Source organism: Pseudomonas migulae NBRC 103157 (assembly GCF_002091715.1).
GTDB lineage: Bacteria > Pseudomonadota > Gammaproteobacteria > Pseudomonadales > Pseudomonadaceae > Aquipseudomonas > Aquipseudomonas migulae_A.
This window is the reverse complement of record NZ_BDAG01000013.1, coordinates 107,919-131,713: the sequence shown is the minus strand read 5'-3', so window position 1 is coordinate 131,713 and position 23,795 is coordinate 107,919. Positions and strand designations below refer to the sequence as shown.

Below are 23,795 nucleotides of genomic sequence, written 5' to 3'. Positions count from 1 at the left end.
CCGCTCAGCCAAGAAACAGCTGATAGGCCGGATTGTCGCTTTCGTCCCAGTACGGGTAGCCGATTTCTTCCAGCGCCGCCGGTACCAGATGACGCTCCTCGTGTGGTACTTGCAGCCCTGCGACCACACGACCATCCGCCGCGCCATGGTTGCGGTAGTGGAACATCGAAATGTTCCAGCGTCCGCCGAGCTTGCTGAGGAAGTTGAACAGTGCGCCCGGCCGCTCCGGAAATTCAAAGCGCAGCACCACTTCATCAACCACTTGGGCCGCGCGGCCACCGACCATGTGCCGGATGTGCAACTTGGCCAGTTCGTTATCGGTCAGGTCCAGCACCGGGAAACCCTGCTCGGTCAGGCTGGCAAGCAACGCGCTGCGCGGATCGTTTTCCGGGTGCGTCTGCACACCGACGAAGATGTGCGCTTCGCTGCCGGTGTTGTAGCGATAGTTGAATTCGGTGATCTGACGCTTGCCGATGGCTTCGCAGAACGCCTTGAAGCTGCCCGGCTTCTCCGGGATGGTCACCGCGATGATGGCTTCGCGGCCCTCGCCCAGCTCGGCGCGTTCGGCGACGTGACGCAAACGGTCGAAGTTGACGTTGGCGCCGGAATCGATGGCCACGAAGGTGTGGCCTGTGACGGCATGCTGCTCGACGTATTTTTTGATCCCGGCCACGCCCAGAGCACCGGCAGGTTCAGTGATCGAGCGGGTATCGTCGTAGATATCCTTGATGGCCGCGCAGATCTCGTCGGTGCTGACCGTGATCACTTCATCGACATAGTCTTTGCAGATGTCGAAGGTGTGCTGTCCGATCTGAGCGACCGCGACGCCGTCGGCGAAGATGCCTACGGTCGGCAGCACCACGCGCTCGCCGGCGGCCATGGCGGCTTGCAGGCAATTGGAATCGTCCGGCTCGACGCCGATGATTTTGATTTCCGGGCGCAGGTATTTCACGTAAGCCGCGATACCGGCGATCAGCCCGCCACCGCCCACCGGAACGAAGATCGCATCCAGACGCCCGGGGTGCTGGCGCAAAATCTCCATGGCCACCGTGCCCTGCCCGGCAATGGTGTGGGGATCGTCGTACGGATGAATGTAGACGTAGCCTTTTTCGTCGACCAGTTTCAGCGAGTAGGCCAGGGCTTCCGGGAACGAATCCCCGTGCAGCACCACTTTGCCGCCGCGGGAACGCACACCTTCGACTTTGATCTCGGGAGTGGTCTTGGGCATGACGATAGTGGCCTTCACACCCAGCACTTTCGCCGCCAGGGCCAGGCCCTGCGCGTGATTGCCCGCCGAAGCGGTCACTACGCCACGAGCGCGCTCTTCATCGCTCAGCTGCGTGAGCTTGTTGTAGGCACCGCGAATCTTGAACGAGAACACCGGCTGCAGGTCTTCGCGCTTGAGCAAAATACTGTTGCCCAGCCGCTCGGAGAGCTGGCGGGCAGTCTGCAATGGGGTTTCTACGGCAACGTCATAAACGCGCGAGGTGAGGATCTTTTTGACGTACTGTTCAAGCATCGGAAAGCATCACTGAGCGGGTTGGGCAGGGCCATGGAGTCTAACCCGGCTTTCGCCTGAGCGACCACACTAAACAGGTGGTTTTAAGGCCTGATGCAATACCTGTGGCGAGGGCGCTTGCCCCCGTTCGGCTGCGAAGCAGTCGTAAAATCTGTTAATGCGGTCTCTCTGAAAGAATGCTGGGGAGCGCTTCGCGCTCCAACGGGGCAAGCTCCCTCGCCACAGGCCCTCCTCACCACCATTCGACACTCAGGCAATGACCTTCCCCGCCCCGACGCCTATAATGCCGGCCTTCGTTCCCCCCTTGCCCGCTTTCGGAGCCCGCATGACCCAGGATCAACTCAAACAGGCAGTGGCTCAGGCCGCCGTCGACTTCATCCTCCCGAAACTCGACGACAAGAGCATCATCGGGGTCGGCACTGGCTCCACTGCCAACTGCTTCATCGACGCGTTGGCCCAGCACAAGGGCGCATTCGATGGTGCCGTCGCCAGCTCCGAAGCCACCGCCGCGCGCCTCAAGGGCCATGGCATTCCGGTGTATGAGCTGAATACAGTCAGCGACCTGGAGTTCTACGTAGACGGCGCCGACGAAAGCGACGAACACCTGAACCTGATCAAGGGCGGCGGCGCAGCCCTGACCCGCGAGAAGATCGTCGCGGCCGTGGCCAAGACCTTCATCTGCATCGCCGACGCCAGCAAACTGGTGCCGGTGCTCGGCGCGTTCCCGCTACCGGTGGAAGTGATCCCGATGGCCCGCAGCCACGTGGCCCGCGAACTGGTAAAGCTCGGCGGCGACCCGGTTTACCGTGAAGGCGTGTTGACCGATAACGGCAACATCATTCTGGATGTGTTCAACATGCAGATCACCAACCCGGTGGAGCTGGAGACGCAGATCAACGCGATCGTCGGCGTTGTGACCAATGGTTTGTTTGCAGCGCGTCCGGCGGACTTGCTGTTGCTGGGCACCAGCGAAGGCGTGAAGACCCTGCGCGCCCAGTAAGAAAACGCATCCCCCCTGTAGGAGCCGGCTTGCTGGCGATGAGGACGTAACATTCAACATCCATGTTGGCTGTTAAATCGCTATCGCCAGCAAGCCGGCTCCTACAGGTAGCGCTCCTAATTCAGGGTTGTGCAGGTTTCTTGAAGACGTAGAACAGGTTCGGTTCGCTCACCAGGTACATCGTACCGTCGTCATCCATGGCGATCCCTTCCGCTTGCGGCACCGTCTTCTGCAACCCCTGACGCCCTTTGTTCAATGACATGGTGCTCAGTGGTCGCCCATCCACGTCCAGCTCCAGAATCAGTCGTGACTCATCGGACAGCGCCAGCAAATGGCCGCTGCGCTCATCGTATTGCAGGCTCGACAAGTCTCTGACAAACATTCCGGCATCGCGCTTGGGGTTGTTGACCACGTGCACCGCGTAGGATTTCTCCGGGTTGTAATGCGGGAAACCCTGCACTTCATAGATCAGCATCGGGTCGCGCTCCTTGGCGACAAACAGGCGTTTGCCCACCGAATCGTAGGCCAGGCCTTCAAAGCCCTTGTTGCCGCTCATGTGCACGCCCAGCGTCATCTGCTCGGCTTCCGCCGCATCGAGGAACGTGGTGTCCTTCTCCAGATGAATCTTGATCAGCCGTTGCTGGCGCTCGTCAGTGATCACATACGTGTCGGCGCTAATGAACTCCACCGCTTCCGGATCACCGAAGCCGACCAACGCGACACGCCTGATGATCTGCCCTTCCAGCGACAGCTCAATCAGTTCGGAGTTTTTGTTGGTGACGGTGAACAGGCTTTTGCGCACCGGATCGAAGGTCAGCGCCGACACATCGTCGTCGAGGCCTTCGATGACCCGGCCCTCGACGGTGACCTGATAGTGACCCAGGCCGATGGACTGCTCGCTCTCCGGCTGCCAAAACGTGTGCAGATTGAACCAGGTACGCTCGAACAGCCGCAGGTACTGGCCGACCGCAACCAGCATGATCAGCGCAATCACCAACAGAATCAGCATCAGGGGTTTGGGACGGGCAAGTCGGCGCATTCAGGCGGGCTCGGAATCAGGACGGGTGGATGAAATACCACGGCAGTCTGAATTGAAGCTTAATGGCCATTGGCCGGAGCCTACAACTGAGCGTCGCGTTTCCTGCAAATCTTCTGCAGGAGCCGGCTTGCTGGCGATGGCATCACCGCGGTGAGTCGGTCACACCGAGGTGGTGCTATCGCCAGCAAGCCGGCTCCTACAGGCTCAATGTTGCTTTTCGAAACGATAGAACAGGTTCGGTTCGCTCACCATGTACAGCGTTCCGGCGTCGTCCATGGTCACGCCTTCGGCACGGGGAATGGTCTTTTTCAGACCGTTGAAGCCGCCCAGCAAGGTCATGAAGCTCACCTGCTCGCCCTTCTCGTCCAGCTCCAGCAACAGATGGGAGTCGGCGGACAATACCAGCGTGTGCCGGGTGCGCGGGTCAATGGCCAGGGCCGACAGATTGCGGATGTCCAGTTCGTCATTGGCCAGCTTCTGCTTGTCGCCGGCGAGCGTCTGACCGTCGTTGCTTTTCCAGGTGAACAGCGCCGGCGGACGCTCCTCACCCAGCAGCATTTGCTGGTTGCGCGCATCCCAGACGACCGATTCAAACGCTTTGTTCTGGTCTTTCGACGGACCGAGGTCGTACTTCGGGAAGTTGGCGATGTTCAGCTCGCGGGTATCGGCATCGACCTTGACGATGGTGAGCACATGCTCACGCTCATCGACGATGGCCAGCAGACCGTTGCCCATGACCGTTACCGCCTCCGGATTGCTCCAGCCCACCAGCGGCATTTTGCGCAGCACATCGCCCTGCAGGGTCAGCTCGACCAGGAACGGGTTCTTGCCCATCACCGAGAACAGGGTTTTGGTTTGAGGGTCGTAGGCCAGGTCGGATGCTTCGTCCTTTTCCATCCCCGGCAATGGCTTGGCATCGATCACCGCGCGGTAGTCCGGGAGCCAGATACTTTCCTGGCGTTCGGCCGGGCTTTCGAAGCGCTCCAGCACCCAGAGCACACCGCGATCATCCCAATGCATCGCAAACGCAAGGCCATATGCAGCGGCCACGGCCAGCAACAGCCAGTAATACCAGCGCATGAAAAAGCGCGGGCGACGGGCTGTTTTAAGCGTGGGTAGCGGTTGGGTGGCCATCAGGGGATGCGTTCCAGAAATTCAGGCTAAGGGTAATAGCACAATTGGGACCGGCTCAGACGCCAGAAACCCTGGAATTATCCAGACAAGATGTGAAAAAAACGGCAAATGGCGGGATTGCCCTGCATGAGTGCCGCTTTGCATGAGGCAGAACACAATTCCCTGTAGGAGCCGGCTTACTGGCGATGGCAGTGCAACATTCGATTAGATGTTGATGTGACGCTGCAATCGCCAGCAAGCCGGCTCCTACAAGGTTGCGTTGTGTCAGCGGACGCTGCTGGTGAAGCTGCTGGCGCCTGGCAATTCGATGACCAGCTCGTCACCGACATTCAACGGACCCACGCCAACCGGCGTGCCCGTGAGGATCACATCACCGGCCTGCAGCGAGAAGCAGCCGGCCATGTGCTGGATCATCGGCACGATCGGGTTGAGCATCGCGCTGCTGTTGCCATCCTGGCGGACTTCGCCGTTGATGGTCAGGCGAATGCCGATGTCAGTCAGGTCGGCAAAGGTACTGCCGGACACGAACGGAGCAATCACTGCCGCACCGTCGAAGGACTTGGCGATTTCCCATGGCAGGCCTTTGGACTTCAGCTCGGCCTGCTTGTCACGCAAGGTCAGGTCCAGGGCCGGGGCAAAACCGGAGATCGCGTCGAGCACTTCTTCACGGCTCGGTTTGGTCGACAAAGGCTTGCCGATCAACACAGCGATTTCCGCTTCGTAATGCACCGAGCCACGCTCGGTCGGAATGCTGAAACCACCTTCCAGCGGCACGACGCAACTGCCAGGCTTGATGAACAGCAGGGGCTCCGTTGGCACCGGGTTGTCCAGTTCCTTGGCGTGTTCGGCGTAGTTACGGCCAATGCACACCACTTTTCCCAGCGGGAAGTGAATACGCGTACCGTCGACATACTGGTGCTGATAGCTCATGGACCGACTCCTGGTTCGTAGCTCTTGAATTCAAACGTCAAACAGCGAAAATCTTGCCCGGGTTCATGATGCCGTTCGGGTCGAACACTGCTTTGACGGCTTTCATGTACTCGATCTCAACCGGCGAGCGACTGTAGGTCAAGTAATCACGCTTGGTCATGCCCACGCCGTGCTCGGCAGAAATCGAACCGTTGTATTTCTCGACGGTTTCGAACACCCACTTGTTGACGGTCGCGCACTTGGCGAAGAACTCGTCCTTGCTCAGGTTTTCCGGCTTGAGGATGTTCAAATGCAAGTTGCCATCGCCGATATGACCGAACCAGACGATTTCGAAGTCCGGGTAGTGTTCGCCGACGATCGCATCGATTTCCTTCAGGAACGCCGGGACTTTCGACACAGTGACCGAAATGTCGTTTTTGTACGGCGTCCAGTGGGAGATGGTTTCGGAAATGTATTCGCGCAGTTTCCAGAGGTTTTGCAGCTGGGTTTCGCTCTGGCTCATCACGCCATCCAGCACCCAGCCCTGCTCCACGCAATGTTCGAAGGTTTCCAGCGCGTGATTGGCCACATCTTCAGTGGTCGCTTCGAATTCCAGCAGCGCATAGAACGGGCAATCGGTTTCGAACGGTGCCGGCACGTCGCCGCGCCCCATGACTTTGGCCAGAGCCTTGTCGGAGAAAAATTCGAATGCAGTCAGGTCGAGCTTGCTCTGGAAGGCGTGCAACACCGGCATGATCGAGTCGAAATCGGCGGTGCCGAGCACCATCGCAGTGAGGTTTTTCGGAGCACGGTCCAGACGCATGGTCGCTTCAACCACAAAACCGAGCGTGCCTTCCGCGCCGATGAACAGCTGACGCAGGTCGTAGCCGGTGGCGTTCTTGATCAGATCGCGGTTCAGCTCCAGCAGGTCGCCCTTGCCGGTGACCACTTTCATGCCGGCGACCCAGTTGCGGGTCATGCCGTAGCGAATGACCTTGATTCCGCCGGCATTGGTGCCGATATTGCCGCCAATCTGGCTCGAACCTGCGGACGCGAAGTCCACCGGGTAATACAGGCCTTTTTCCTCGGCGACGTTCTGCAGATGCTCGGTGACCACACCCGGCTGGCACACCGCCGTGCGGTCGGTCAGGTTCACGTCGAGAATCTGGTTCATGTAGTCGAAGGACACGACCACTTCGCCATTCGCTGCGACTGCCGCAGCGGACAGCCCCGTACGCCCGCCGGACGGCACCAGCGCCACCTTGTGTTTATTGGCCCAAAGGACGATGGCCTGGACCTGTTCGGTGGTCTTGGGAAACACGATGGCCGTCGGGGCCGGGGCGAAATGCTTGGTCCAATCCTTGCCGTAAGCATTCAGGGAGTCGGCATCAGTCAGTACCTTGCCAGGCTCAACCAGGGTCTTCAGCTCATCAATCAGCGCAGGAATGGTCATCGACAGAACTCTCGAACAATTCATGGTCATCCTGAGAACGCTTCACGTCGCAGGAATGAGTGTTTAGCGGGGTGCATATGCTAGCATACCGACCCCGCAGCATAGTGCCGAAAGGCAATTCTGCGGCGACGGCTTTCTTGCCGTCCGGGTCAGCGTCTGCTGGCTATTTCCTGCCATTTTTCTCCGGGATACAGGTTTACGCAGATGAGCAAGACTTCTCTCGATAAGAGCAAGATCAAGTTCCTTCTTCTCGAAGGCGTCCACCAATCGGCTGTCGACGTCCTCAAGTCGGCGGGCTACACCAGCATCGAGTACCTCACTGGTTCTCTGCCGGAAGCCCAGCTGAAGGAAAAGATCGCTGATGCTCACTTCATCGGCATTCGCTCCCGCACTCAACTGACCGAAGAGATCTTCGATCACGCGAAGAAGCTCGTGGCGGTAGGGTGTTTCTGCATCGGCACCAACCAGGTTGACCTGAACGCTGCCCGCGAACGCGGTATCGCGGTGTTCAACGCTCCGTACTCCAACACTCGCTCCGTTGCCGAGCTGGTGCTGGCCGAAGCGATCCTGTTGCTGCGCGGCATCCCTGAGAAAAACGCTTCCTGCCACCGTGGCGGCTGGATCAAGAGCGCGGCCAACTCCTTCGAAATCCGTGGCAAGAAGCTCGGCATCGTCGGTTACGGCTCGATCGGTACGCAATTGTCGGTTCTGGCTGAAGGCCTGGGCATGCAGGTGTATTTCTACGACACCGTGACCAAGCTGCCACTGGGCAACGCGACTCAGGTCGGCAACCTGCACGAGCTGCTGGGCATGTCCGACATCGTCACCCTGCACGTTCCGGAAACCGCTGCCACCCAGTGGATGATCGGCGAGAAGGAAATCCGCGCCATCAAGAAAGGCGGCATCCTGATCAACGCCGCGCGCGGCACCGTGGTCGAGCTGCAAGCCCTCGCGGACGCGATCAAGGACAAGCACCTGATCGGCGCGGCCATCGACGTATTCCCGGTGGAGCCACGCTCCAACGACGAAGAGTTCGAAAGCCCGCTGCGTGGCCTGGACAACGTGATCCTGACCCCGCACATCGGTGGTTCCACCGCTGAGGCGCAAGCCAACATCGGTCTGGAAGTGGCAGAAAAACTGGTCAAGTACAGCGACAACGGTACTTCGGTATCGTCCGTTAACTTCCCGGAAGTGGCCCTGCCGGCTCACCCTGGCAAGCACCGTCTGCTGCACATCCACGAGAACATTCCGGGTGTGATGAGCGAGATCAACAAGGTCTTCGCCGAAAACGGCATCAACATCTCCGGTCAGTTCCTGCAGACCAACGAGAAAGTCGGCTACGTGGTAATCGACGTCGACGCCGAGTACTCGGACCTGGCGCAAGAGAAGCTGCAGCACATCAACGGCACCATTCGTTGCCGCGTGTTGTTCTGATCGCGACTTGAGCGACAAAAAAAGGAGACCTTCAGGTCTCCTTTTTCGTGGGCGCTACTAACGTTACTTAACGTTGACGGTGATTTTCTCAGAGACGATCGGCGGATCGAAGGCCATATGGTTCATGTCGCCCAACTCCAACTGCAAGGTGTGCTTGCCAGGTGTCAGCGTCAGCTCGGTCTCTGTCTGCGCCTTGCCGAAGTGAACGTGATTGGCATCGGCAGGGATGACTGCCCCTGCTGGGACTACATCCTTGGCATCGACCAGCAAATGGTGGTGGCCAGTATTCTTGGTGGTATCGCCCGCTGGCGCCAACGCAACGTTTTCAACAGCGAATTTGATTTTGAAAGTTTGCGGAACAGTCCCACCATCTTTAGGAGAAACGATGGACACTTCAGCACCCTTGGGTGCCGGCGTAGCCGCACTGGCCAGCACCGAAACGCCCATCAGCAGGCCAGCCAATGCAGTACGTGACATAAAGGTTTTCATTCTCTTCTCCAGTTTTTTCGTAAAATCCGCGCGGCCATGACAACTTCACGGCCATTCGTTGTCGAAGGTTCTCGACAACCATAGCAAAGCGAGCCTGAACCAGCGCATCGCGATAAATGTATTCAAAGGAGTGACCATGCGCTTTCTGCCTGGCCTGATCTGCCTGCTACCCCTTCTGAGCCCTTTAGCTCATGCCGAACTGATTGACGATGTAAACGACCGCGGTGAATTGCGCATTGCCCTTGAGGCTAATACACCGCCCTTCAATTTCAAGGACGACGGCCAGCTCTCCGGGTTCGAAGTCGAACTGGGCCAACTGCTGGCCAATGAACTGGATGTGCGGGCCGACTTTGTCGTTACCGATTCCAGCGATCTGTTGGCCGGCGTCGAAAGCGGCAAGTACGACGTCGCCATCAATCACATAGCAGTGACCCCGGAACTCGAGGATCGTTTCGACTTCAGCGAACCTTACATTCACACCAGTTCGCAATTGATCGCACAGAAAGAAGAGCCGCGTTCGATCCTGCTGGTGCAGTCGCTGACGGAAGAAAAACCGAAAACCGCCTCGACTGTGAGCCTGGCGATTCCATTTCAGAAGGGTAACCCGGCGTTCCACGCCAGCCTGGAAAACGCCTTGCAGCGGATCAAGGCGGATGGGCGGATGGCGGCGCTGGAGAAAAAGTGGTTTGCGGCAGATATGGGCGAAGAGCCGAAGCCCTGAGTCCACCGACGATCCCTTGCAGGAGCCGGCTTGCTGGCGATAGCGGTGTAACAGTCAATGTAAATGTTGAATGTTAAACAGCTATCGCCAGCAAGCCGGCTCCTACAGAGGTTGTGTGGGGCGTTAGGTTTGCAGTGCGGCCGCTGCTTCAGCCAGCTCCAGCTCGCTGAAGACTTGCACGCCATGGCGCTTGAGCAACGCGGCGGTGACGCCTTCCCCGCGGACTTTCACGCCGCTGAACGTGCCGTCATAGGTCAACAGGTTGCCGCACGACGGGCTGTTGGCCTTGAGCACGGCGATGCGGATGCCGTATTTCTGCACCAGCTCCAGCGCCTGATAAGCCCCCGAAAGAAACTGCGCACTGACATCTTCACCTTCGGTGGTGATGACCAACGCCTGCCCCTCCAGCACCTCACCACCCTGCCCGCCCGGAATCTCCGCCGCCGCCCGTGGCGTCGGCAAACCGCCGGCGACCTCAGGGCACAACGGCACGACGCGACCTTCGTCGAGCCACTGCTGAAGCTGATCGAACGGCCCGCTGGCCCCGCCGTCGTAACGTACGCGGTGGCCGAGCAGGCAGCGACTTACCAGGATTTTCTGCATGATCAGAACGGCTCGTTGCCACGACGCCGGAACCAGCCGGTCAATGACAGGCGATCGCGGGTCGCGGGCAGGACTTCGTGGGGCACCTCGCCCGACAGGAACACCACCAGGCATCCGCCGGTAGGCACCACATCGTGTTCGACGCCATCTTTCAGGTACATGCGCAACTGACCGCCGTGCTCCGGCAACCAGCCGTCGTTGAGATAGACCACCGCCGAGACCATGCGCCGGTCATCATCGCGGAAGCGGTCGACATGCTTGAGGTAGAAAGCTCCGGGCGGGTACATCGCAAAATGGCTTTCGAAATCTTCCAGGCCCAGATACAAGCCGCGATTCATGGCTTCGCGCAGGCTGTCCATCAACTGCAGATAGCTGTCGCAAGCCAACGCCTGACCGGGCTCGATCCACTGGATCCTGTCGCCGCGAATCCCCTCGCGAATCTCCGATGTTGGCCCTCGGCCCACGGCGGCCGGGGCCAATTCACCCTCGGCGGCACGTTTATGGCACTCAGCCGCCAGCGCTCGGGTCAGATCCAGAGGCAGGAATATATTCTGCTGCGACCAGCCGCGTTCAGCCAGGTCGTCGACGATACGTAACAGCAGCGGGTGATCAGAGGGTATTTGCATGCCGCGCATAGTATTCCTGTGCCCGAAAATCCGACAGAGCCGTGCAGCGGCTTGATACGAATTCTCGACAAGTCCGTATGCCACACGGAGAATAGTCGCCTGCTGACAGGAGTCCCTATGCGCCGTTTGCTTTTCTCACTGCTGATGTTCTGCGTTTTGCCCGCCTGGGCAGACGGCCACGACCAGTTGTACAAGGTCGCCGGCTGGCCAGAACAGCGCGCGCATTTCAGCGATGCCCTCTCAGCCGCTCAACAGCGTTACCAGAACAGCCTGCCGCCCGCCGTGTTTCAGGCGCTGGTGAACAACAGCAATCAGCGTTTTGCCCCGCAGGCCGTGGACCAGCGCGCCGAAGCGCAATTGCGCAAAACCCTCGCTGATCCGAAGCCTGCACTGACCTTCTTCCAGTCGCCGCTGGGCAAGAAAATCGTGGCCGCCGAGTTGCTGGCGACCCGTCGGGACCAGTTGGCGAAGAACGCCAAAGGCCTGCCGAAGATACAGGCCAGCGACAGCCGCATGCTGATCATCGGTCACCTCGCCCAGGCCTTGCCCGCGCGCGAGGCCGGCGCGGAAGTCAGCCTGGCGATTGCCGGTGTTGCGGCCGACAGCCTGAGCTCGATGATCCCCGGCCTGCTTGGTGGCGGTCAGGCGCAGGGGATGTTGAACGGTCAGCGTCAGCGCTTGATGGAGCAGATCGGCAGCGACCTCAACAACACGTTGCTGTATGTCTATCGCGATCTGTCGGATGACGAGCTGGAAGAGTTCGCCACGTTTGCCGAGTCGGCTGAAGGCAAGGCTTATTACCAGGCGGCGTTGGCGGCGATTCGGGCGGGGTTGGCGGTAGGGCAGAATCCTTCGGACCTCAATCAGTAATTTCGGCGTCTGCAAGGGGCCGTTCGCGAGCAAGCCCGCTCCCACATTGGACCGTCTTCCCCCCAACAACTCGGTCTACTGTGGGAGCGGGCTTGCTCGCGAAGAGGCCGGAACAATCACTAAAGATTCCGCCCCTTGATCCGCTTGCTCAAAAACCCGAAATACTCCCCCCGCAACGCCACTGTCTCATTCGCCAAATGATGCCGCGCCTCAGGCAACATCAATACCTGTGGCCGATCGAACTTGGCTTTCAACACCTCAAGGTTGTGCTCCCAATCCACCGTCATGTCTGCCTGCCCTTGCACGATCAGCGGCTGGCGCCTGCTGCCTGGCGCTGCCTCGATGCGCTTGATCCAGCGCGCCAGCGCGCCAACCCAGGCCGTCGGCAGGCGCAGCGGCTGCAACGGGTCGGCTTGCAGGAATGGCAGGAAATCCGGGTCGTTGGAGTTCTCGCTGAAACGCCGGGCGATGGCTTTGACGAAAGGTTTGAGCAGGTAATAACTGAGTTGCGACCACCCCCAGGCCCGCGGCCTCACCAGTGGCGACAACAGGATCACCTGGCCCTGGGCCGGGCTGCTCGCGCCTTCATTGAGCACATGATCGATCACGATGGCGCCACCGGTGCTCTGCCCGCACAGGTGCCACGGTTGCGGCAGATCGAGGGATTTTGCTTCGGCAAACAGCCCTTGCAGCGTGTCCTGATACTCGGCGAAATCCTTGATGCTCGCCCGTTCGCCACTGGACAGGCCGTGCCCCGGCAAGTCACAGGCAATCACCGCAAAGCCCTGATCCAGGGCCCACTCGATCACATGCCGGTACAGCCCGGTGTGGTCGTAGAAACCGTGGAACACAAACAGCGTCGCTTTCGCCCGCTCTGGCCACCAGAGCTGGCTGACCAGCTCATAACCATCCACTTCGAAACGTCCCAGGCCACCGCGCAACTGACGCCCCGGAAAATCCAGGCCGTAGAACCGCCGGTACGCCTGCGCCTCCACGGACAGCGGCTGCCACTCGGCCAAAGGCCGCAGGCCGGCGCGCAGGTGATCAGGGTCGAAAGTGGCGGACATGGGCGATTCCAGAGCACGAAGCAGACTTTATAAGCCTGCGATATTCATCTGTCGCGGCAAGCATGGCAAGCTGGGCGACCTTCGAGGATCGATACCCATGCGTTCGCCCTACCGCACCCCACTGCTTGCCAGCCTGATCGCGCTCGTGTGTGCCGGTGTTTTGTGGGCGGCTTACGACTGGTTTCAAGGGCGTTACCTGCGCGCGTTCAGCGAACACACCGCGGTATTTTCCGGCGACCCGTTGCGCCTGCCCGACAACCTTGCCGGCCCCGGCGCCATCCGCTTCGTGCACTTCTGGGACCCGGCCTGCCCGTGCAACGTCGGCAATCAGCAACACCTGAGCGAACTGGTCGAGCAGTATGTGCCGCAAGGCGTCGAGTTCTATTCGGTGCAAAAGCCCGGCAGCCAAGGCCAGTTGCCCCGTACCTTGAGCAGCCTGAAAACCATCACCGTCCTCCCAGGCTCCGAACAGATCCCGGCCAGCCCGGCCGTGGCGATCTGGGATCGCAGCGGCAAACTCGCCTACTTCGGCCCCTACAGCGAAGGCCTGACCTGCAATTCGAACAACAGCTTTATCGAGCCGATCCTGCAAGCGTTAAACGCCGGTCGCGAGGTGAATGCCACGCACACCCTGGCGGTCGGGTGTTACTGCCCATGGCCTGTCGATACAAAGAAGTAGCGACAGACCAGACAACAAGAATCCCTCCTACGGGTGATGGGCCGATTCGGCAGGTCGTGTTAAACAGTGACGCCAGGGAATTGCTGCCACTCATAACAAGAACAAGGAATCACCATGAAACGCCTCCTGACTGCGCTCGTCCTGCTGATTGTCGTGCTCGCCGCAGGTGCCGGCTGGTACGTCTACAGCAAGCAACCGACACGCCAGGGCATGGTTGAGTTGCAACACCTGCAAGGCTCCGTCACCGTGCGTTACGACGAGCGCGGCATCCCGCACATCCGCGCCGAAAACGAAACCGACCTGTACCGTGCCCTCGGCTATGTGCACGCCCAGGACCGGCTGTTTCAGATGGAAGTCCTGCGTCGCCTCGCCCGCGGTGAACTGGCCGAAGTGCTGGGCCCGAAACTGCTCGACACCGACAAACTGATGCGCAGCCTGCGCATTCGCGAACGCGCCGAAACCTACTTCGCCAATCTGGACAAACAGTCCCCGACATTCATTGCCATGCAGGCCTATCTGGACGGCATCAACCAGTATCAGGACAGCCATGCAAAACCCGCCGAGTTCGATGCGCTGGGTATTTCAAAGCGCCCGTTCACCGCTCAGGACACCATCAGCATCGCCGGTTACATGGCCTACAGTTTTGCCGCGGCGTTTCGCACCGAACCCTTGCTGACTTACGTGCGCGACCAGTTGGGTGCCGACTACCTGAACGTCTTCGAGCTCGACTGGCAGCCCAAAGGCGTGCTGGCGAACCGCAGCGCCGCCGTACCGCCCCTCGCCAGCGCCGACTGGAAAGACCTCAATGCCCTCGCCCGCCTGAGCGAGCAGGCACTGGCCGACAACGGCTTGCCGCAGTTCGAGGGGAGCAACGCCTGGGTGGTCTCGGGCAACCGCACCAAAAGCGGCAAGCCGCTGCTGGCGGGTGACCCGCATATCCGCTTTTCCGCGCCGTCGGTGTGGTACGAAGCGCAGCTCTCGGCGCCGGGCTTCGAGCTCTATGGTCACTATCAGGCGTTGATGCCATTCGCCTCGCTGGGGATGAATCGCGACTTCGGCTGGAGCATCACCATGTTCCAGAACGACGACCTCGACCTGATCGCAGAGAAGGTCAACCCGGACAACCCCAATCAGGTCTGGTATCGCGGCAAATGGGTGGACATGGTCACCAGTGAGCAGCAGATCGCGGTCAAGGGTCAGGCGCCAGTGAAATGGGTGTTGCGCCAGTCACCCCACGGGCCGATCGTCAACGATGCGCTGGGCAACAGCGTCGGCAAAACGCCGATCGCCATGTGGTGGGGGTTTCTCGAAAGCCAGAATCCGATCCTCGAAGGCTTCTACCAGCTCAACCGTGCCGACACCCTGGCCAAGGCGCGCAGTGCCGCCGCCAAGATTCAGGCTCCGGGCCTGAACATCGTGTGGGCCAACGCCAAGGGCGACATCGGCTGGTGGGCCGCGGCGCAATTGCCGAAACGTCCGGCCGGTGTGCGGCCGTGGTTCATCCTCGACGGCAGTAGCGCCGAAGCGGACAAGGATGGTTTCTACCCGTTCAGCGCCAACCCGCAGGAAGAGAACCCGGCGCGAGGCTACATCGTCTCGGCCAACTTCCAGCCTGTGTCTCCCACGGGCATGGAGATTCCCGGTTACTACAACCTCGCGGATCGGGGTCAGCAGCTCAATCGCCAGCTCGGCGACAAAACCGTCAAGTGGGACCTGGAGACCAGCCAGAAGTTGCAGTTAGGCACCACCACTGCGTACGGCCCACGCTTGCTGGCGCCGTTGTTGCCGGTCCTGCGTGAAGTGGTGAGCGATCCCGCCGAACTCAAACTGGTGGAACAACTGACTCAGTGGAAAGGCGATTACCCGCTGGATTCCACCAGCGCCACGCTGTTCAACCAGTTCCTGTTCAACCTCGCGGACGCATCGATGCACGATGAGTTGGGCAACGACTTTTTCGAAACGCTGCTCTCGACCCGGGTGATCGACGCTGCGCTGCCGCGTCTGGCGGCGAACGCTGACTCGCCGTGGTGGGACAACCGCAACACCCTCGGCAAGGAAACCCGCGCCGACACGGTGAAGGTGGCGTGGCAAGCGAGCATTGCTCATCTCAAGACCACGCTGGGTGCGGATGTCGCGCAATGGCAGTGGGGCAAGGCGCACACGCTGACCCATGGCCACCCGCTGGGGCAGCAGAAGCCGCTGGACCGGATTTTCAATGTCGGGCCATTCGCGGCGCCCGGTACCCATGAAGTGCCGAACAACCTTTCGGCAAAAATCGGCCCGGCGCCATGGCCGGTCACTTACGGGCCATCGACCCGGCGCCTGATCGATTTCGCCGACCCGGCACACAGCCTGACCGTCAACCCCGTGGGTCAAAGTGGCGTGCCGTTTGACCGGCACTATGAAGATCAGGCTGAGGCGTATGTCGAAGGGGTGTACTTCCAGGCGCACCTCAATGATGAAGAGGTGACGGCGAACACGCGGAGTACGTTGAAGCTGTTGCCGGCGCGGTAGATTTTTGTTGGCCGGGCTGACGCCATCGTGAGCAAGCCCGCTCCCACATTAGACCGCGATCCAATGTGGGAGCGGCTTGCTCGCGAAGAGGCCCTGACAGACAACATCACTGTCAGCTCAAACCATCGCCGAAAAATTCAACCTGAACTGCTGCGGCGTCACCCCCAACCGGCGATTGAACACGCTGCGCATATGCTGGGCATCGCGAAACCCGCACTGGTACGCCACGGTTTTCAGCGGTGCGACGGTGCTTTCCAGCATCACCCGCGCCGCGTCCACCCTCGCCCGCTCGACAAATTCCGCCGGGGTGACTTTCGCCTCTTTGGCAAACACCCGGGAAAAGTTGCGCGCGCTCATGTTGGCCGCATTGGCCAGGTCGGCGATGGTCAGGTCGCCGGTCAGGTTGGCCAGCACGTAATGCTGAACCATCGCCACCGCCGACGTCGGTTCGGCATGGGGCGTCAGGAATGGGCTGAACTGTGACTGCCCGCCCGAGCGCTGCGTGAACACCACCAGCCGCTTGGCGACACTCAGCGCGACTTCCGGCCCGTGATCCCGGGCCAGCAGGTACAACGACAGATCGATTCCCGCCGTGACGCCGGCCGAGGTGTACAGCTCGCCATCCTGCACGTACAGGCGATCAGGCTCGACCTGAGTCGAAGGACACAATGCCGCGAGCGCCGCTGCATCGCCCCAATGAGTCGTCACCGTTCGCCCCTCGAGCAGCCCGGCGCGAGCGAGCATGAACGCGCCGTTGCAGATCGAGCCGAAGCGTTGCGCCAGGGCGCTGGCATCCCGCAGCCAGGCATTGAAGGCGGCGCCGAAATCCATGAACGGCAACTGTGGCCCTCCGGCCACCAGCAACAAGTCGTACGCGTCCAGCGCCTCGCTGAAATGCCGATGGGCGTTGAGCGACAAACCGTTGGAACACGGCATCATCCCGCGTTCGACGCCAATCACCTCCAGCCGATAGTGATCCTCCGGCGCCAGGAAGCGATTAGCCTCGGAAAACACATCCATGGGGCCGGTGACGTCCAGGGACTGAACGCCGGCGAAGACCACGATGGCAACGGTTTTACTCATGTCAGGACCCGCCCTCAATGGCTCTGGATGCACACACTGCAGGAGCCGGCTTGCTGACGATCGCGGTGTGCCTGTCCACGTCAATGTTGAATGTTGAATGTTGAATGTTAAGCCGCTATCGCCAGCAAGCCGGCTCCTACAGGTTTTGCGCACGACGTGAATCCATGCGAAAGACTCCAACCGTAGCCAATCCGTGCCCAACAAGCGAGGCTGGCGCGATATGCATGCTCATTGGCAAGGATCGCAGCCATGGATCGATTGTCCGGTTCTGGCTGCCGGAACAGACTTGTTCCATCAGCGCCGCCACGGCGTTCCCCACGAGGACAGCACCATGAGCAGCACCATCGCCGGCATCAAAATCCCGGACAGCGCGTTGGCCCGGGCCACCACGGAATACATTCGCGACGTCGAATCCGACCTGCTTTATCACCACTCGCGCCGGGTGTTTCTGTTCGGTGCGTTGAGCGGTGAACGCAAGCAACTGGCCTACAACCCCGAGCTGTTGTATGTCGGCGCCATGTTCCATGACCTGGGCCTGGTGGAAGGCCATCGCACGGACGACAAACGCTTCGAAGTCGATAGCGCCAATGCCGCCAAAGCGTTCCTCAAGCCTTACGGGTTGAGCGATGACGACATCGAGCAAGTGTGGCTGGCGATTGCCCTGCACACCACACCGGGTGTGCCGCAACACCTGCGTCCTAACGTGGCGCTGGTGACCGCGGGTGTAGAAATGGATGTGCTGGGTATCGACTACGCGGCGTTCCCCACCGTGCAGCGCGAAGCGGTGGTGCATGCGCATCCACGGGGTGAAGGGTTCAAGGAGTGCATCCTGTGTGCATTCGCCAACGGCTTCAAACACAAGCCGGCTACCACGTTCGGTACGGTGAATGCGGACGTGCTGGTGGACAGCGAGCCAGGGTTCAAGCCGATGAACTTTGTCGAGATCATCCGCAAATCACCTTGGGTGGCATAGATCCTTGTAGGAGCCGGCTTGCTGGCGATGGTGTGTCAGCGACGTTGATGTCGACTGACACTCCATCGCCAGCAAGCCGGCTCCTACAGTAGATCGGGTTGGCCACGCGATTGTGGCCAACACTCAGGCAGCTTCCGGCGCCTGCTGTGCGCGACGCACGTCCGGTTGCTTCCACGAGTCGGCCGCGCTTTCTTCGATGGCCTGCTGAATCGCACGCTTGCGCGCTTCTTCGGCACGGCGGCTGAAGAACCAGACCAGGAAGGTCATCAGCGACACCGCCAGCAGTATCAGACTGGCCACGGCATTGATCTCGGGTTTGACCCCCAGACGCACCGCCGAGAACACTTCCATCGGCAAGGTCGTCGACCCAGGCCCCGACACGAAGCTCGCCAGCACCAGGTCATCCAGCGACAGGGCGAACGACATCATGCCGCCCGCACCCAACGATGGCGCGATCATCGGGATGGTGATCAGGAAGAACACCTTCCACGGCCGCGCCCCCAGGTCCATGGCCGCCTCTTCGATGGACAGGTCCAGTTCACGCAAGCGCGCCGATACGACCACCGCCACATACGCCGCACAGAACGTCGTGTGGGCGATCCAGATGGTGACGATGCCACGTTCCTGTGGCCAACCGATCATCTGCGCCATGGCCACGAACAGCAGCAACAGCGACAGACCGGTGATCACTTCGGGCATCACCAACGGCGCGGTGACCAAACCGCCGAACAGCGTGCGGCCCTTGAAGTGGGTGATGCGGGTCAGGACGAACGCGGCCAACGTACCCAGCGCCACCGCCGCCACCGCCGTGTAGCAGGCGATTTCCAGCGAGCGCACCACCGAGCCCATCAGTTGCGTGTTGTCCATCAACCCGACGTACCACTTGATCGACCAGCCGCCCCACACCGTCACCAGTTTCGAGGCGTTGAACGAGTAGATCACCAGGATCAGCATCGGCGCGTAGATGAACAGCAAACCGGCTACAAGCATGAAACTCGAGAAACGGAAGCGCTTCATTCCTTGCCCTCCATTTCTTTGGCCTGGCTACGGTTGAACAGGATGATCGGCACGATCAGGATCGCCAGCATCACCACCGCCAGGGCAGATGCCACCGGCCAGTCACGGTTGTTGAAGAATTCTTGCCACAGCACTTTACCGATCATCAACGTCTCAGGACCGCCGAGCAGTTCCGGAATCACGAACTCGCCCACCACCGGAATGAACACCAGCATGCAGCCAGCGATGATGCCGTTCTTGGACAGCGGAATGGTGATCTTCCAGAAGCTGTTGAAGGTGCTCGAACCGAGGTCGGACGCGGCTTCCAGCAGGCTGTTGTCGTGCTTCACCAGGTTGGCGTAGAGCGGCAGGATCATGAACGGCAGGTACGAATAAACCACGCCGATATAAACCGCCAGGTTGGTGTTGAGGATCTGCAGCGGTTCGTCGATCCAGCCCATGGTCATCAGGAAACCATTGAGCAGGCCGTTGTTGCTGAGGATGCCCATCCACGCGTAGACGCGGATCAGGATTGCGGTCCAGGTCGGCATCATGATCAGCAGCACCAGCACCGTTTGCAGCTCTTTACGGGCACTGGCGATGGCGTAGGCCATCGGGTAGCCGATCAGCAGGCAGAGGATGGTGCTGAACAACGCCATCTTCAGCGAGCCAAGGTAGGCTGCGATGTACAACTCATCGTCGCCGAGCATCGCGTAGTTGCCGAGGTTGAGCAGCACCTGGAGCTTCTGGTCGATGAAGCTGTAGATCTCGGTGTACGGCGGAATGGCCACGTCGGCTTCGGCGAAGCTGATCTTCAGGACAATGAAGAACGGCAGCATGAAGAACAGGAACAGCCAGATGAACGGAACCCCGATGACCAGCTGACGGCCACCGGGAATTATTCGGTTGAGGCGGCGTTTGAATTTGCGCATGTTCATGAGCGAAGTACCACGCCGCTGTCGTCTTCCCACCACACGTAAACCTGGTCACCCCAGGTTGGGCGCTGGCCACGGCGCTCGGCGTTGGCGACAAACGACTGGACGATCTTGCCGCTCGGCAATTCGACGTAGAACACCGAGTGACCGCCGAGGTAGGCGATGTCATGCACCTTGCCGCTGGACCAGTTGTATTCGCAGGTCGGCATGGTCGGGGTCACCAGCAGTTTTTCCGGACGGATCGCGTAAGTCACGGACTTGTCCTGCACCGAGGTGCTGATGCCATGACCCACGTAAATCTGACGATCCAGGTCCTTGCAGGTGATGGTGGCGTGACCTTCGGCGTCGTCGATCACTTCACCGTCGAAGATGTTGACGTTGCCGATGAACTCGCAGACCAGGCGGCTGGTCGGGGTTTCGTAGATATCGATCGGGCTGCCGATCTGGGCGATCCAGCCCAGGTGCATGATCGCGATGCGCTCGGCCATGGTCATGGCCTCTTCCTGGTCGTGGGTCACCATGACGCAGGTTACGCCGACGCGCTCGATGATCTCGACCAGCTCCAGCTGCATTTGCGAACGCAGCTTCTTGTCCAGCGCACCCATCGGCTCGTCGAGCAGCAACAGCTTCGGTCGCTTGGCCAGCGAACGCGCCAGGGCCACACGCTGACGCTGGCCACCGGACAACTGATGCGGTTTGCGCTTGGCGTACTGGGTCATCTGCACCAGCTTGAGCATGTCGGCCACGCGGGCATCGACTTCAGCCGCGGGAAGCTTGTCTTGCTTGAGGCCGAAGGCGATGTTCTGCGCCACGGTCATGTGCGGGAACAAGGCGTACGACTGGAACATCATGTTGATCGGCCGCTCGTACGGCGGCATGTCGGTGATGTCTACGCCATCGAGGAAAATACGCCCCTCCGTGGGCCGTTCGAAGCCGGCGAGCATCCGCAGCAACGTGGATTTGCCCGATCCCGAACCGCCGAGCAGGGCGAAGATCTCGCCTTTCTTGATTTCCAGGGACACATCGTCCACGGCAATCGTCTCGTCGAACTTCTTCGTGACCCGGTCGATTTTGACCAGCACCTGTTTAGGTGACTGGTCGCCCTCGAGGGCTTTCTTATAGGCGCCGGAGGCAACTGCCATTTACGAAACTCCCAGAAAAAAAGAGTGCAGTTCGCTCAAGGTGAGCCAACCTTGGATAGTTTGAGCCTTGAAGCTATTTGCCCGACTTGACCTTGGTCCAGCTGCGGGTCATCAAACGTTGAATGTTGGGTGGTAACTCGATCGACACGTAAGTCTTGTCGAGGACTGCTTGCGGTGGATAAACCGCTTCGTCGGTGCGAATGGACTGTTCCATCAGTGTGTCCGACCCCGGGTTGGGGTTGGCATAGCCGACGTAATCGCTGACCTGGGCGATCACCTCAGGTTTCAGCAAATAGTTGATGAAGGCGTGGGCTTCTTTGACGTTGGCCGAATCCTTTGGAATCGCCAGCATGTCGAACCACAGTGCACCGCCTTCCTTTGGAATCGAGTAGGCGATGTTCACGCCTTTCTTCGCTTCAGCCGCACGGTTGCGGGCCTGGAACATGTCGCCGGAAAAACCGATGGCGATACAGATGTCGCCGTTGGCCAGGTCGGCGATGTATTTGGAGGAGTGGAAGTAGGTCACGTAAGGCCGCACCGCCAGCAATTTGGCTTCGGCCTTTTTGTAGTCTTCGGGGTTGGTGCTGTTGGCGTTGAGGCCCATGTAATTGAGGACGGTGGGCATCATTTCATCGGCGGAATCGAGGAACGCCACGCCGCAACTCTGCAGCTTCTTGATGTTCTCCGGCTCGAACACCGCAGCCCAGGAATCGATCTTGTCGACACCCAGTACAGCCTTGATCTTGTCGACGTTGTAACCGATGCCGTTAGTGCCCCACAGGTATGGCACGGCGTACAGGTTGCCCGGATCGTTCTGTTCCAGACGCTTGAGCAATACTGGGTCGAGGTTCGAGTAGTTCGGCAACTTCGACTTGTCGAGTTTCTGGAAAGCACCGGCCTTGATCTGCTTGCCAAGGAAGTGGTTGGACGGCACGACCACGTCATAACCGGTGCGCCCGGCGAGCAACTTGCCTTCCAGGGTTTCGTTGGAGTCGAACACGTCATAAACCGGCTTGATGCCGGTCTCTTTCTGGAAGTCCGCCAGGGTGGTCTCGCCGATGTAATCCGACCAGTTATAAATATGCACCGTACCGGCGGCCTGGGCACTGACAGCGAATGTCAGCCCAGCGCCGACCAGCAGGGCATTGCGCAGCAAAGAAGAAATAGGCAAGTGGAGGTCCTCTAAAATTAGTTGGGCCCAAGTTGCCCCGCGTTACATGACAGTCATCGCTGCCCAGCAACAAAACCGGCGCGCAACTTACCCTCGAAAAACCGTTCCAGCAAACTTTATGAAGATCCGAGTAGGAGCGAGCTAGCTCGCGATGGTCGTCAACGATAACGCTGGGTGCCTGACACCCAGCGGTGCTCTCTGGTTCATCGCGAGCAAGCTCGCTCCTACAGGGTGTATTACTTACCGGATTTGATCTTGGTCCAGCTGCGAGTCAGGATCCGCTGGGTCGCGGCCGGCAAGTCGGCAATCGCGTACAGCTTGGCCAGCACGTCGGCCGGCGGATAAATGCCCGGGTCGCTGGTGATGTCTTTATCGACCAATGCGGTTGCAGCCGCGTTACCGTTCGGGAAGCGCACGGCGTTGGTGATTTCAGCCATGATTTCCGGCTTCTGCAGGAAGGTCATGAACTTGTAGGCGCCTTCGACGTTTTCGGCATCTTTAGGGATGGCGACCATGTCATAGAAGCTGCCCGCACCTTCTTTCGGGATGTTGTAGCTGACTTTCACCTTGTCACCGGCTTCAGCCGCGCGGGACTTGGCCTGGTAGATGTCACCCGAGTAACCGACGGCTACGCAGATGTTGCCGTTGGCCAGGTCGGAGATGTACTTGGACGAGTGGAAATAGGCGATCGAAGGACGGACCTTCATGATCAGCGCTTCAGCCTTGTCGATGTCTTCTTTCTTCTGGCTGTCGGTTGGCAGGCCCAGGTAGTGCAACGCCACCGGGATCATCTCGGTTGGCGAATCGAGCAAGCTGATACCGCACGACTTCAACTTGGCCGCGTTCTCCGGTTTGAAGATCAGGTCCCACGAATCGGTCGGGGCATCGGCGCCCAGTGCAGCCTTGACCTTCTCGGCGTTGAAGCCGATACCGATCGAACCCCACATGTACGGGAAAGCGTGTTCGTTGCCCGGGTCGCTCACCGATACCGCTTTGAGCAGGTCAGGGTTCAGGTTCTTCCAGTTAGGCAGCTTGGACTTGTCCAGCTTCTGGTAAACGCCGGCCTTGATCTGCTTGGCCAGGAAGTTGTTCGACGGCACGACGATGTCGTAACCGGATTTGCCTGCCAGCAACTTGGCTTCCAGGGTTTCGTTACTGTCGAAAACGTCGTACACGACTTTGATGCCGGACTCGGTTTCGAACTTCTTGATGGTGTCCGGAGCGATGTAGTCGGACCAGTTATAGACGTGCAACACCTTGTCGTCCGCCTGAACCGCACCCGCCATTATGCCCATCAGGGACATGGCGAGGAGTGTCTTGCCAGCAAGCTTTTTTCCTAATGCCTTCATGCGTAATGCTCCAAATTTTTTCTTTTTTGAACCACTTTGTTCAGCGGCCGAACCCGGACAACTGGAACCGCGGCTAGTCTGGCAAGATC

General features: G+C 59.8%; 22 protein-coding genes. 7 read left to right on the top strand and 15 right to left on the bottom strand.

Annotated elements, in window-relative coordinates:
• Positions 1-4: 4 nt before the first annotated feature.
• The gene (gene ilvA, locus PMI01S_RS12750; protein ID WP_084320384.1) at positions 5-1,519 is read right to left on the bottom strand and encodes a threonine ammonia-lyase, biosynthetic; all 1,515 of its coding nucleotides are present in this window, start codon (positions 1,517-1,519) and stop codon (positions 5-7) included.
• 325 nt (positions 1,520-1,844) lie between these two features.
• Between ilvA and rpiA the strand changes: the two genes are divergently transcribed.
• Positions 1,845-2,519 (top strand): ribose-5-phosphate isomerase RpiA, encoded by a 675-nt coding sequence (gene rpiA / locus PMI01S_RS12745; RefSeq protein WP_084320382.1) that lies wholly within the window; start codon positions 1,845-1,847, stop codon positions 2,517-2,519.
• Between the two features lie 121 nt (positions 2,520-2,640).
• On the opposite strand, the gene PMI01S_RS12740 is transcribed toward rpiA, so the two are convergent.
• The 4 genes from PMI01S_RS12740 to PMI01S_RS12725 form a co-directional block, all read right to left on the bottom strand.
• A complete protein-coding gene (locus tag PMI01S_RS12740) occupies positions 2,641-3,558 on the bottom strand; it encodes an SdiA-regulated domain-containing protein (RefSeq protein WP_084320381.1) in 918 nt (305 codons plus the stop codon).
• 204 nt (positions 3,559-3,762) lie between these two features.
• Complete coding sequence (locus PMI01S_RS12735; protein WP_084320380.1) at positions 3,763-4,692, bottom strand: SdiA-regulated domain-containing protein; 930 nt, start codon at positions 4,690-4,692, stop codon at positions 3,763-3,765.
• Positions 4,693-4,956: 264 nt separating this feature from the next.
• On the bottom strand, positions 4,957-5,622 hold the full coding sequence (locus tag PMI01S_RS12730) for a fumarylacetoacetate hydrolase family protein (RefSeq protein WP_084320379.1): 666 nt from the start codon (positions 5,620-5,622) through the stop codon (positions 4,957-4,959).
• A 37-nt stretch (positions 5,623-5,659) separates the two neighbouring features.
• Positions 5,660-7,054, bottom strand: coding sequence for a D-2-hydroxyglutarate dehydrogenase (locus PMI01S_RS12725; RefSeq protein ID WP_084320377.1), 1,395 nt, complete (start codon positions 7,052-7,054; stop codon positions 5,660-5,662).
• A 204-nt stretch (positions 7,055-7,258) separates the two neighbouring features.
• On the opposite strand from PMI01S_RS12725, the gene serA reads away from it, so the two are divergent.
• On the top strand, positions 7,259-8,488 hold the full coding sequence (serA, locus tag PMI01S_RS12715; RefSeq protein WP_084320376.1) for a phosphoglycerate dehydrogenase: 1,230 nt from the start codon (positions 7,259-7,261) through the stop codon (positions 8,486-8,488).
• Between the two features lie 63 nt (positions 8,489-8,551).
• On the opposite strand, the gene PMI01S_RS12710 is transcribed toward serA, so the two are convergent.
• Positions 8,552-8,977, bottom strand: a complete 426-nt coding sequence (locus PMI01S_RS12710; protein WP_084320374.1) for a DUF4399 domain-containing protein — start codon at positions 8,975-8,977, stop codon at positions 8,552-8,554.
• A gap of 136 nt (positions 8,978-9,113) precedes the next feature.
• Here PMI01S_RS12710 and PMI01S_RS12705 point away from each other — a divergent pair, with 136 nt between their 5' ends.
• Entirely contained in the window at positions 9,114-9,698 is a 585-nt protein-coding gene (locus PMI01S_RS12705) for a transporter substrate-binding domain-containing protein (RefSeq protein WP_084320373.1), read from the top strand.
• A gap of 123 nt (positions 9,699-9,821) precedes the next feature.
• Here the strand turns inward: PMI01S_RS12705 and PMI01S_RS12700 are convergent, their stop codons facing one another.
• Complete coding sequence (locus tag PMI01S_RS12700) at positions 9,822-10,301, bottom strand: 2-thiouracil desulfurase family protein (protein WP_084320371.1); 480 nt, start codon at positions 10,299-10,301, stop codon at positions 9,822-9,824.
• A gap of 2 nt (positions 10,302-10,303) precedes the next feature.
• A complete protein-coding gene (locus PMI01S_RS12695) occupies positions 10,304-10,936 on the bottom strand; it encodes a 2OG-Fe(II) oxygenase (protein WP_084320370.1) in 633 nt (210 codons plus the stop codon).
• Positions 10,937-11,044: 108 nt separating this feature from the next.
• Between PMI01S_RS12695 and PMI01S_RS12690 the strand changes: the two genes are divergently transcribed.
• On the top strand, positions 11,045-11,797 hold the full coding sequence (locus PMI01S_RS12690) for a DUF2059 domain-containing protein (protein WP_084320368.1): 753 nt from the start codon (positions 11,045-11,047) through the stop codon (positions 11,795-11,797).
• Between the two features lie 119 nt (positions 11,798-11,916).
• Here the strand turns inward: PMI01S_RS12690 and bipL are convergent, their stop codons facing one another.
• Positions 11,917-12,864, bottom strand: a complete 948-nt coding sequence (gene bipL / locus PMI01S_RS12685; RefSeq protein ID WP_084320367.1) for a phospholipase BipL — start codon at positions 12,862-12,864, stop codon at positions 11,917-11,919.
• Positions 12,865-12,961: 97 nt separating this feature from the next.
• Here bipL and PMI01S_RS12680 point away from each other — a divergent pair, with 97 nt between their 5' ends.
• A complete protein-coding gene (locus PMI01S_RS12680; protein ID WP_084320365.1) occupies positions 12,962-13,543 on the top strand; it encodes a DUF6436 domain-containing protein in 582 nt (193 codons plus the stop codon).
• A 114-nt stretch (positions 13,544-13,657) separates the two neighbouring features.
• A complete protein-coding gene (locus PMI01S_RS12675; RefSeq protein ID WP_084320364.1) occupies positions 13,658-16,057 on the top strand; it encodes a penicillin acylase family protein in 2,400 nt (799 codons plus the stop codon).
• A gap of 117 nt (positions 16,058-16,174) precedes the next feature.
• Here PMI01S_RS12675 and PMI01S_RS12670 read toward each other — a convergent pair whose 3' ends face one another.
• Entirely contained in the window at positions 16,175-17,140 is a 966-nt protein-coding gene (locus tag PMI01S_RS12670) for a GlxA family transcriptional regulator (protein ID WP_084320362.1), read from the bottom strand.
• 331 nt (positions 17,141-17,471) lie between these two features.
• Here PMI01S_RS12670 and PMI01S_RS12665 point away from each other — a divergent pair, with 331 nt between their 5' ends.
• Positions 17,472-18,113, top strand: coding sequence for an HD domain-containing protein (locus PMI01S_RS12665; protein ID WP_084320361.1), 642 nt, complete (start codon positions 17,472-17,474; stop codon positions 18,111-18,113).
• 123 nt (positions 18,114-18,236) lie between these two features.
• Here PMI01S_RS12665 and PMI01S_RS12660 read toward each other — a convergent pair whose 3' ends face one another.
• The 5 genes from PMI01S_RS12660 to PMI01S_RS12640 all read right to left on the bottom strand — a co-directional run bounded on the left by PMI01S_RS12660 (position 18,237) and on the right by PMI01S_RS12640 (position 23,706).
• Entirely contained in the window at positions 18,237-19,130 is an 894-nt protein-coding gene (locus PMI01S_RS12660) for an ABC transporter permease subunit (RefSeq protein WP_084320360.1), read from the bottom strand.
• Positions 19,127-20,008, bottom strand: a complete 882-nt coding sequence (locus PMI01S_RS12655; protein ID WP_174602664.1) for an ABC transporter permease subunit — start codon at positions 20,006-20,008, stop codon at positions 19,127-19,129. Before PMI01S_RS12655 ends, PMI01S_RS12660 begins: the two co-directional genes overlap by 4 nt.
• A gap of 35 nt (positions 20,009-20,043) precedes the next feature.
• Positions 20,044-21,186, bottom strand: a complete 1,143-nt coding sequence (locus PMI01S_RS12650; RefSeq protein WP_084320357.1) for an ABC transporter ATP-binding protein — start codon at positions 21,184-21,186, stop codon at positions 20,044-20,046.
• Positions 21,187-21,259: 73 nt separating this feature from the next.
• A complete protein-coding gene (locus tag PMI01S_RS12645; RefSeq protein ID WP_084320356.1) occupies positions 21,260-22,357 on the bottom strand; it encodes a polyamine ABC transporter substrate-binding protein in 1,098 nt (365 codons plus the stop codon).
• 236 nt (positions 22,358-22,593) lie between these two features.
• Positions 22,594-23,706, bottom strand: coding sequence for a polyamine ABC transporter substrate-binding protein (locus tag PMI01S_RS12640; RefSeq protein WP_084320354.1), 1,113 nt, complete (start codon positions 23,704-23,706; stop codon positions 22,594-22,596).
• Positions 23,707-23,795: the final 89 nt, after the last annotated feature.

Bases quoted from the DNA above. Each gene is read 5' to 3' on its own strand.
- PMI01S_RS12695 (WP_084320370.1), bottom strand. From the start codon at position 10,936: ATGCGCGGCATGCAAATACCCTCTGATCACCCGCTGCTGTTACGTATC.
- bipL (WP_084320367.1), bottom strand. From the start codon at position 12,864: ATGTCCGCCACTTTCGACCCTGATCACCTGCGCGCCGGCCTGCGGCCT.
- PMI01S_RS12705 (WP_084320373.1), top strand. From the start codon at position 9,114: ATGCGCTTTCTGCCTGGCCTGATCTGCCTGCTACCCCTTCTGAGCCCT.
- ilvA (WP_084320384.1), bottom strand. From the start codon at position 1,519: ATGCTTGAACAGTACGTCAAAAAGATCCTCACCTCGCGCGTTTATGAC.
- PMI01S_RS12735 (WP_084320380.1), bottom strand. From the start codon at position 4,692: ATGGCCACCCAACCGCTACCCACGCTTAAAACAGCCCGTCGCCCGCGC.
- PMI01S_RS12740 (WP_084320381.1), bottom strand. From the start codon at position 3,558: ATGCGCCGACTTGCCCGTCCCAAACCCCTGATGCTGATTCTGTTGGTG.
- PMI01S_RS12680 (WP_084320365.1), top strand. From the start codon at position 12,962: ATGCGTTCGCCCTACCGCACCCCACTGCTTGCCAGCCTGATCGCGCTC.
- PMI01S_RS12665 (WP_084320361.1), top strand. From the start codon at position 17,472: ATGAGCAGCACCATCGCCGGCATCAAAATCCCGGACAGCGCGTTGGCC.
- PMI01S_RS12660 (WP_084320360.1), bottom strand. From the start codon at position 19,130: ATGAAGCGCTTCCGTTTCTCGAGTTTCATGCTTGTAGCCGGTTTGCTG.
- PMI01S_RS12725 (WP_084320377.1), bottom strand. From the start codon at position 7,054: ATGACCATTCCTGCGCTGATTGATGAGCTGAAGACCCTGGTTGAGCCT.
- PMI01S_RS12650 (WP_084320357.1), bottom strand. From the start codon at position 21,186: ATGGCAGTTGCCTCCGGCGCCTATAAGAAAGCCCTCGAGGGCGACCAG.
- PMI01S_RS12640 (WP_084320354.1), bottom strand. From the start codon at position 23,706: ATGAAGGCATTAGGAAAAAAGCTTGCTGGCAAGACACTCCTCGCCATG.
- PMI01S_RS12730 (WP_084320379.1), bottom strand. From the start codon at position 5,622: ATGAGCTATCAGCACCAGTATGTCGACGGTACGCGTATTCACTTCCCG.
- PMI01S_RS12700 (WP_084320371.1), bottom strand. From the start codon at position 10,301: ATGCAGAAAATCCTGGTAAGTCGCTGCCTGCTCGGCCACCGCGTACGT.
- PMI01S_RS12690 (WP_084320368.1), top strand. From the start codon at position 11,045: ATGCGCCGTTTGCTTTTCTCACTGCTGATGTTCTGCGTTTTGCCCGCC.
- PMI01S_RS12670 (WP_084320362.1), bottom strand. From the start codon at position 17,140: ATGAGTAAAACCGTTGCCATCGTGGTCTTCGCCGGCGTTCAGTCCCTG.
- PMI01S_RS12710 (WP_084320374.1), bottom strand. From the start codon at position 8,977: ATGAAAACCTTTATGTCACGTACTGCATTGGCTGGCCTGCTGATGGGC.
- rpiA (WP_084320382.1), top strand. From the start codon at position 1,845: ATGACCCAGGATCAACTCAAACAGGCAGTGGCTCAGGCCGCCGTCGAC.
- PMI01S_RS12675 (WP_084320364.1), top strand. From the start codon at position 13,658: ATGAAACGCCTCCTGACTGCGCTCGTCCTGCTGATTGTCGTGCTCGCC.
- serA (WP_084320376.1), top strand. From the start codon at position 7,259: ATGAGCAAGACTTCTCTCGATAAGAGCAAGATCAAGTTCCTTCTTCTC.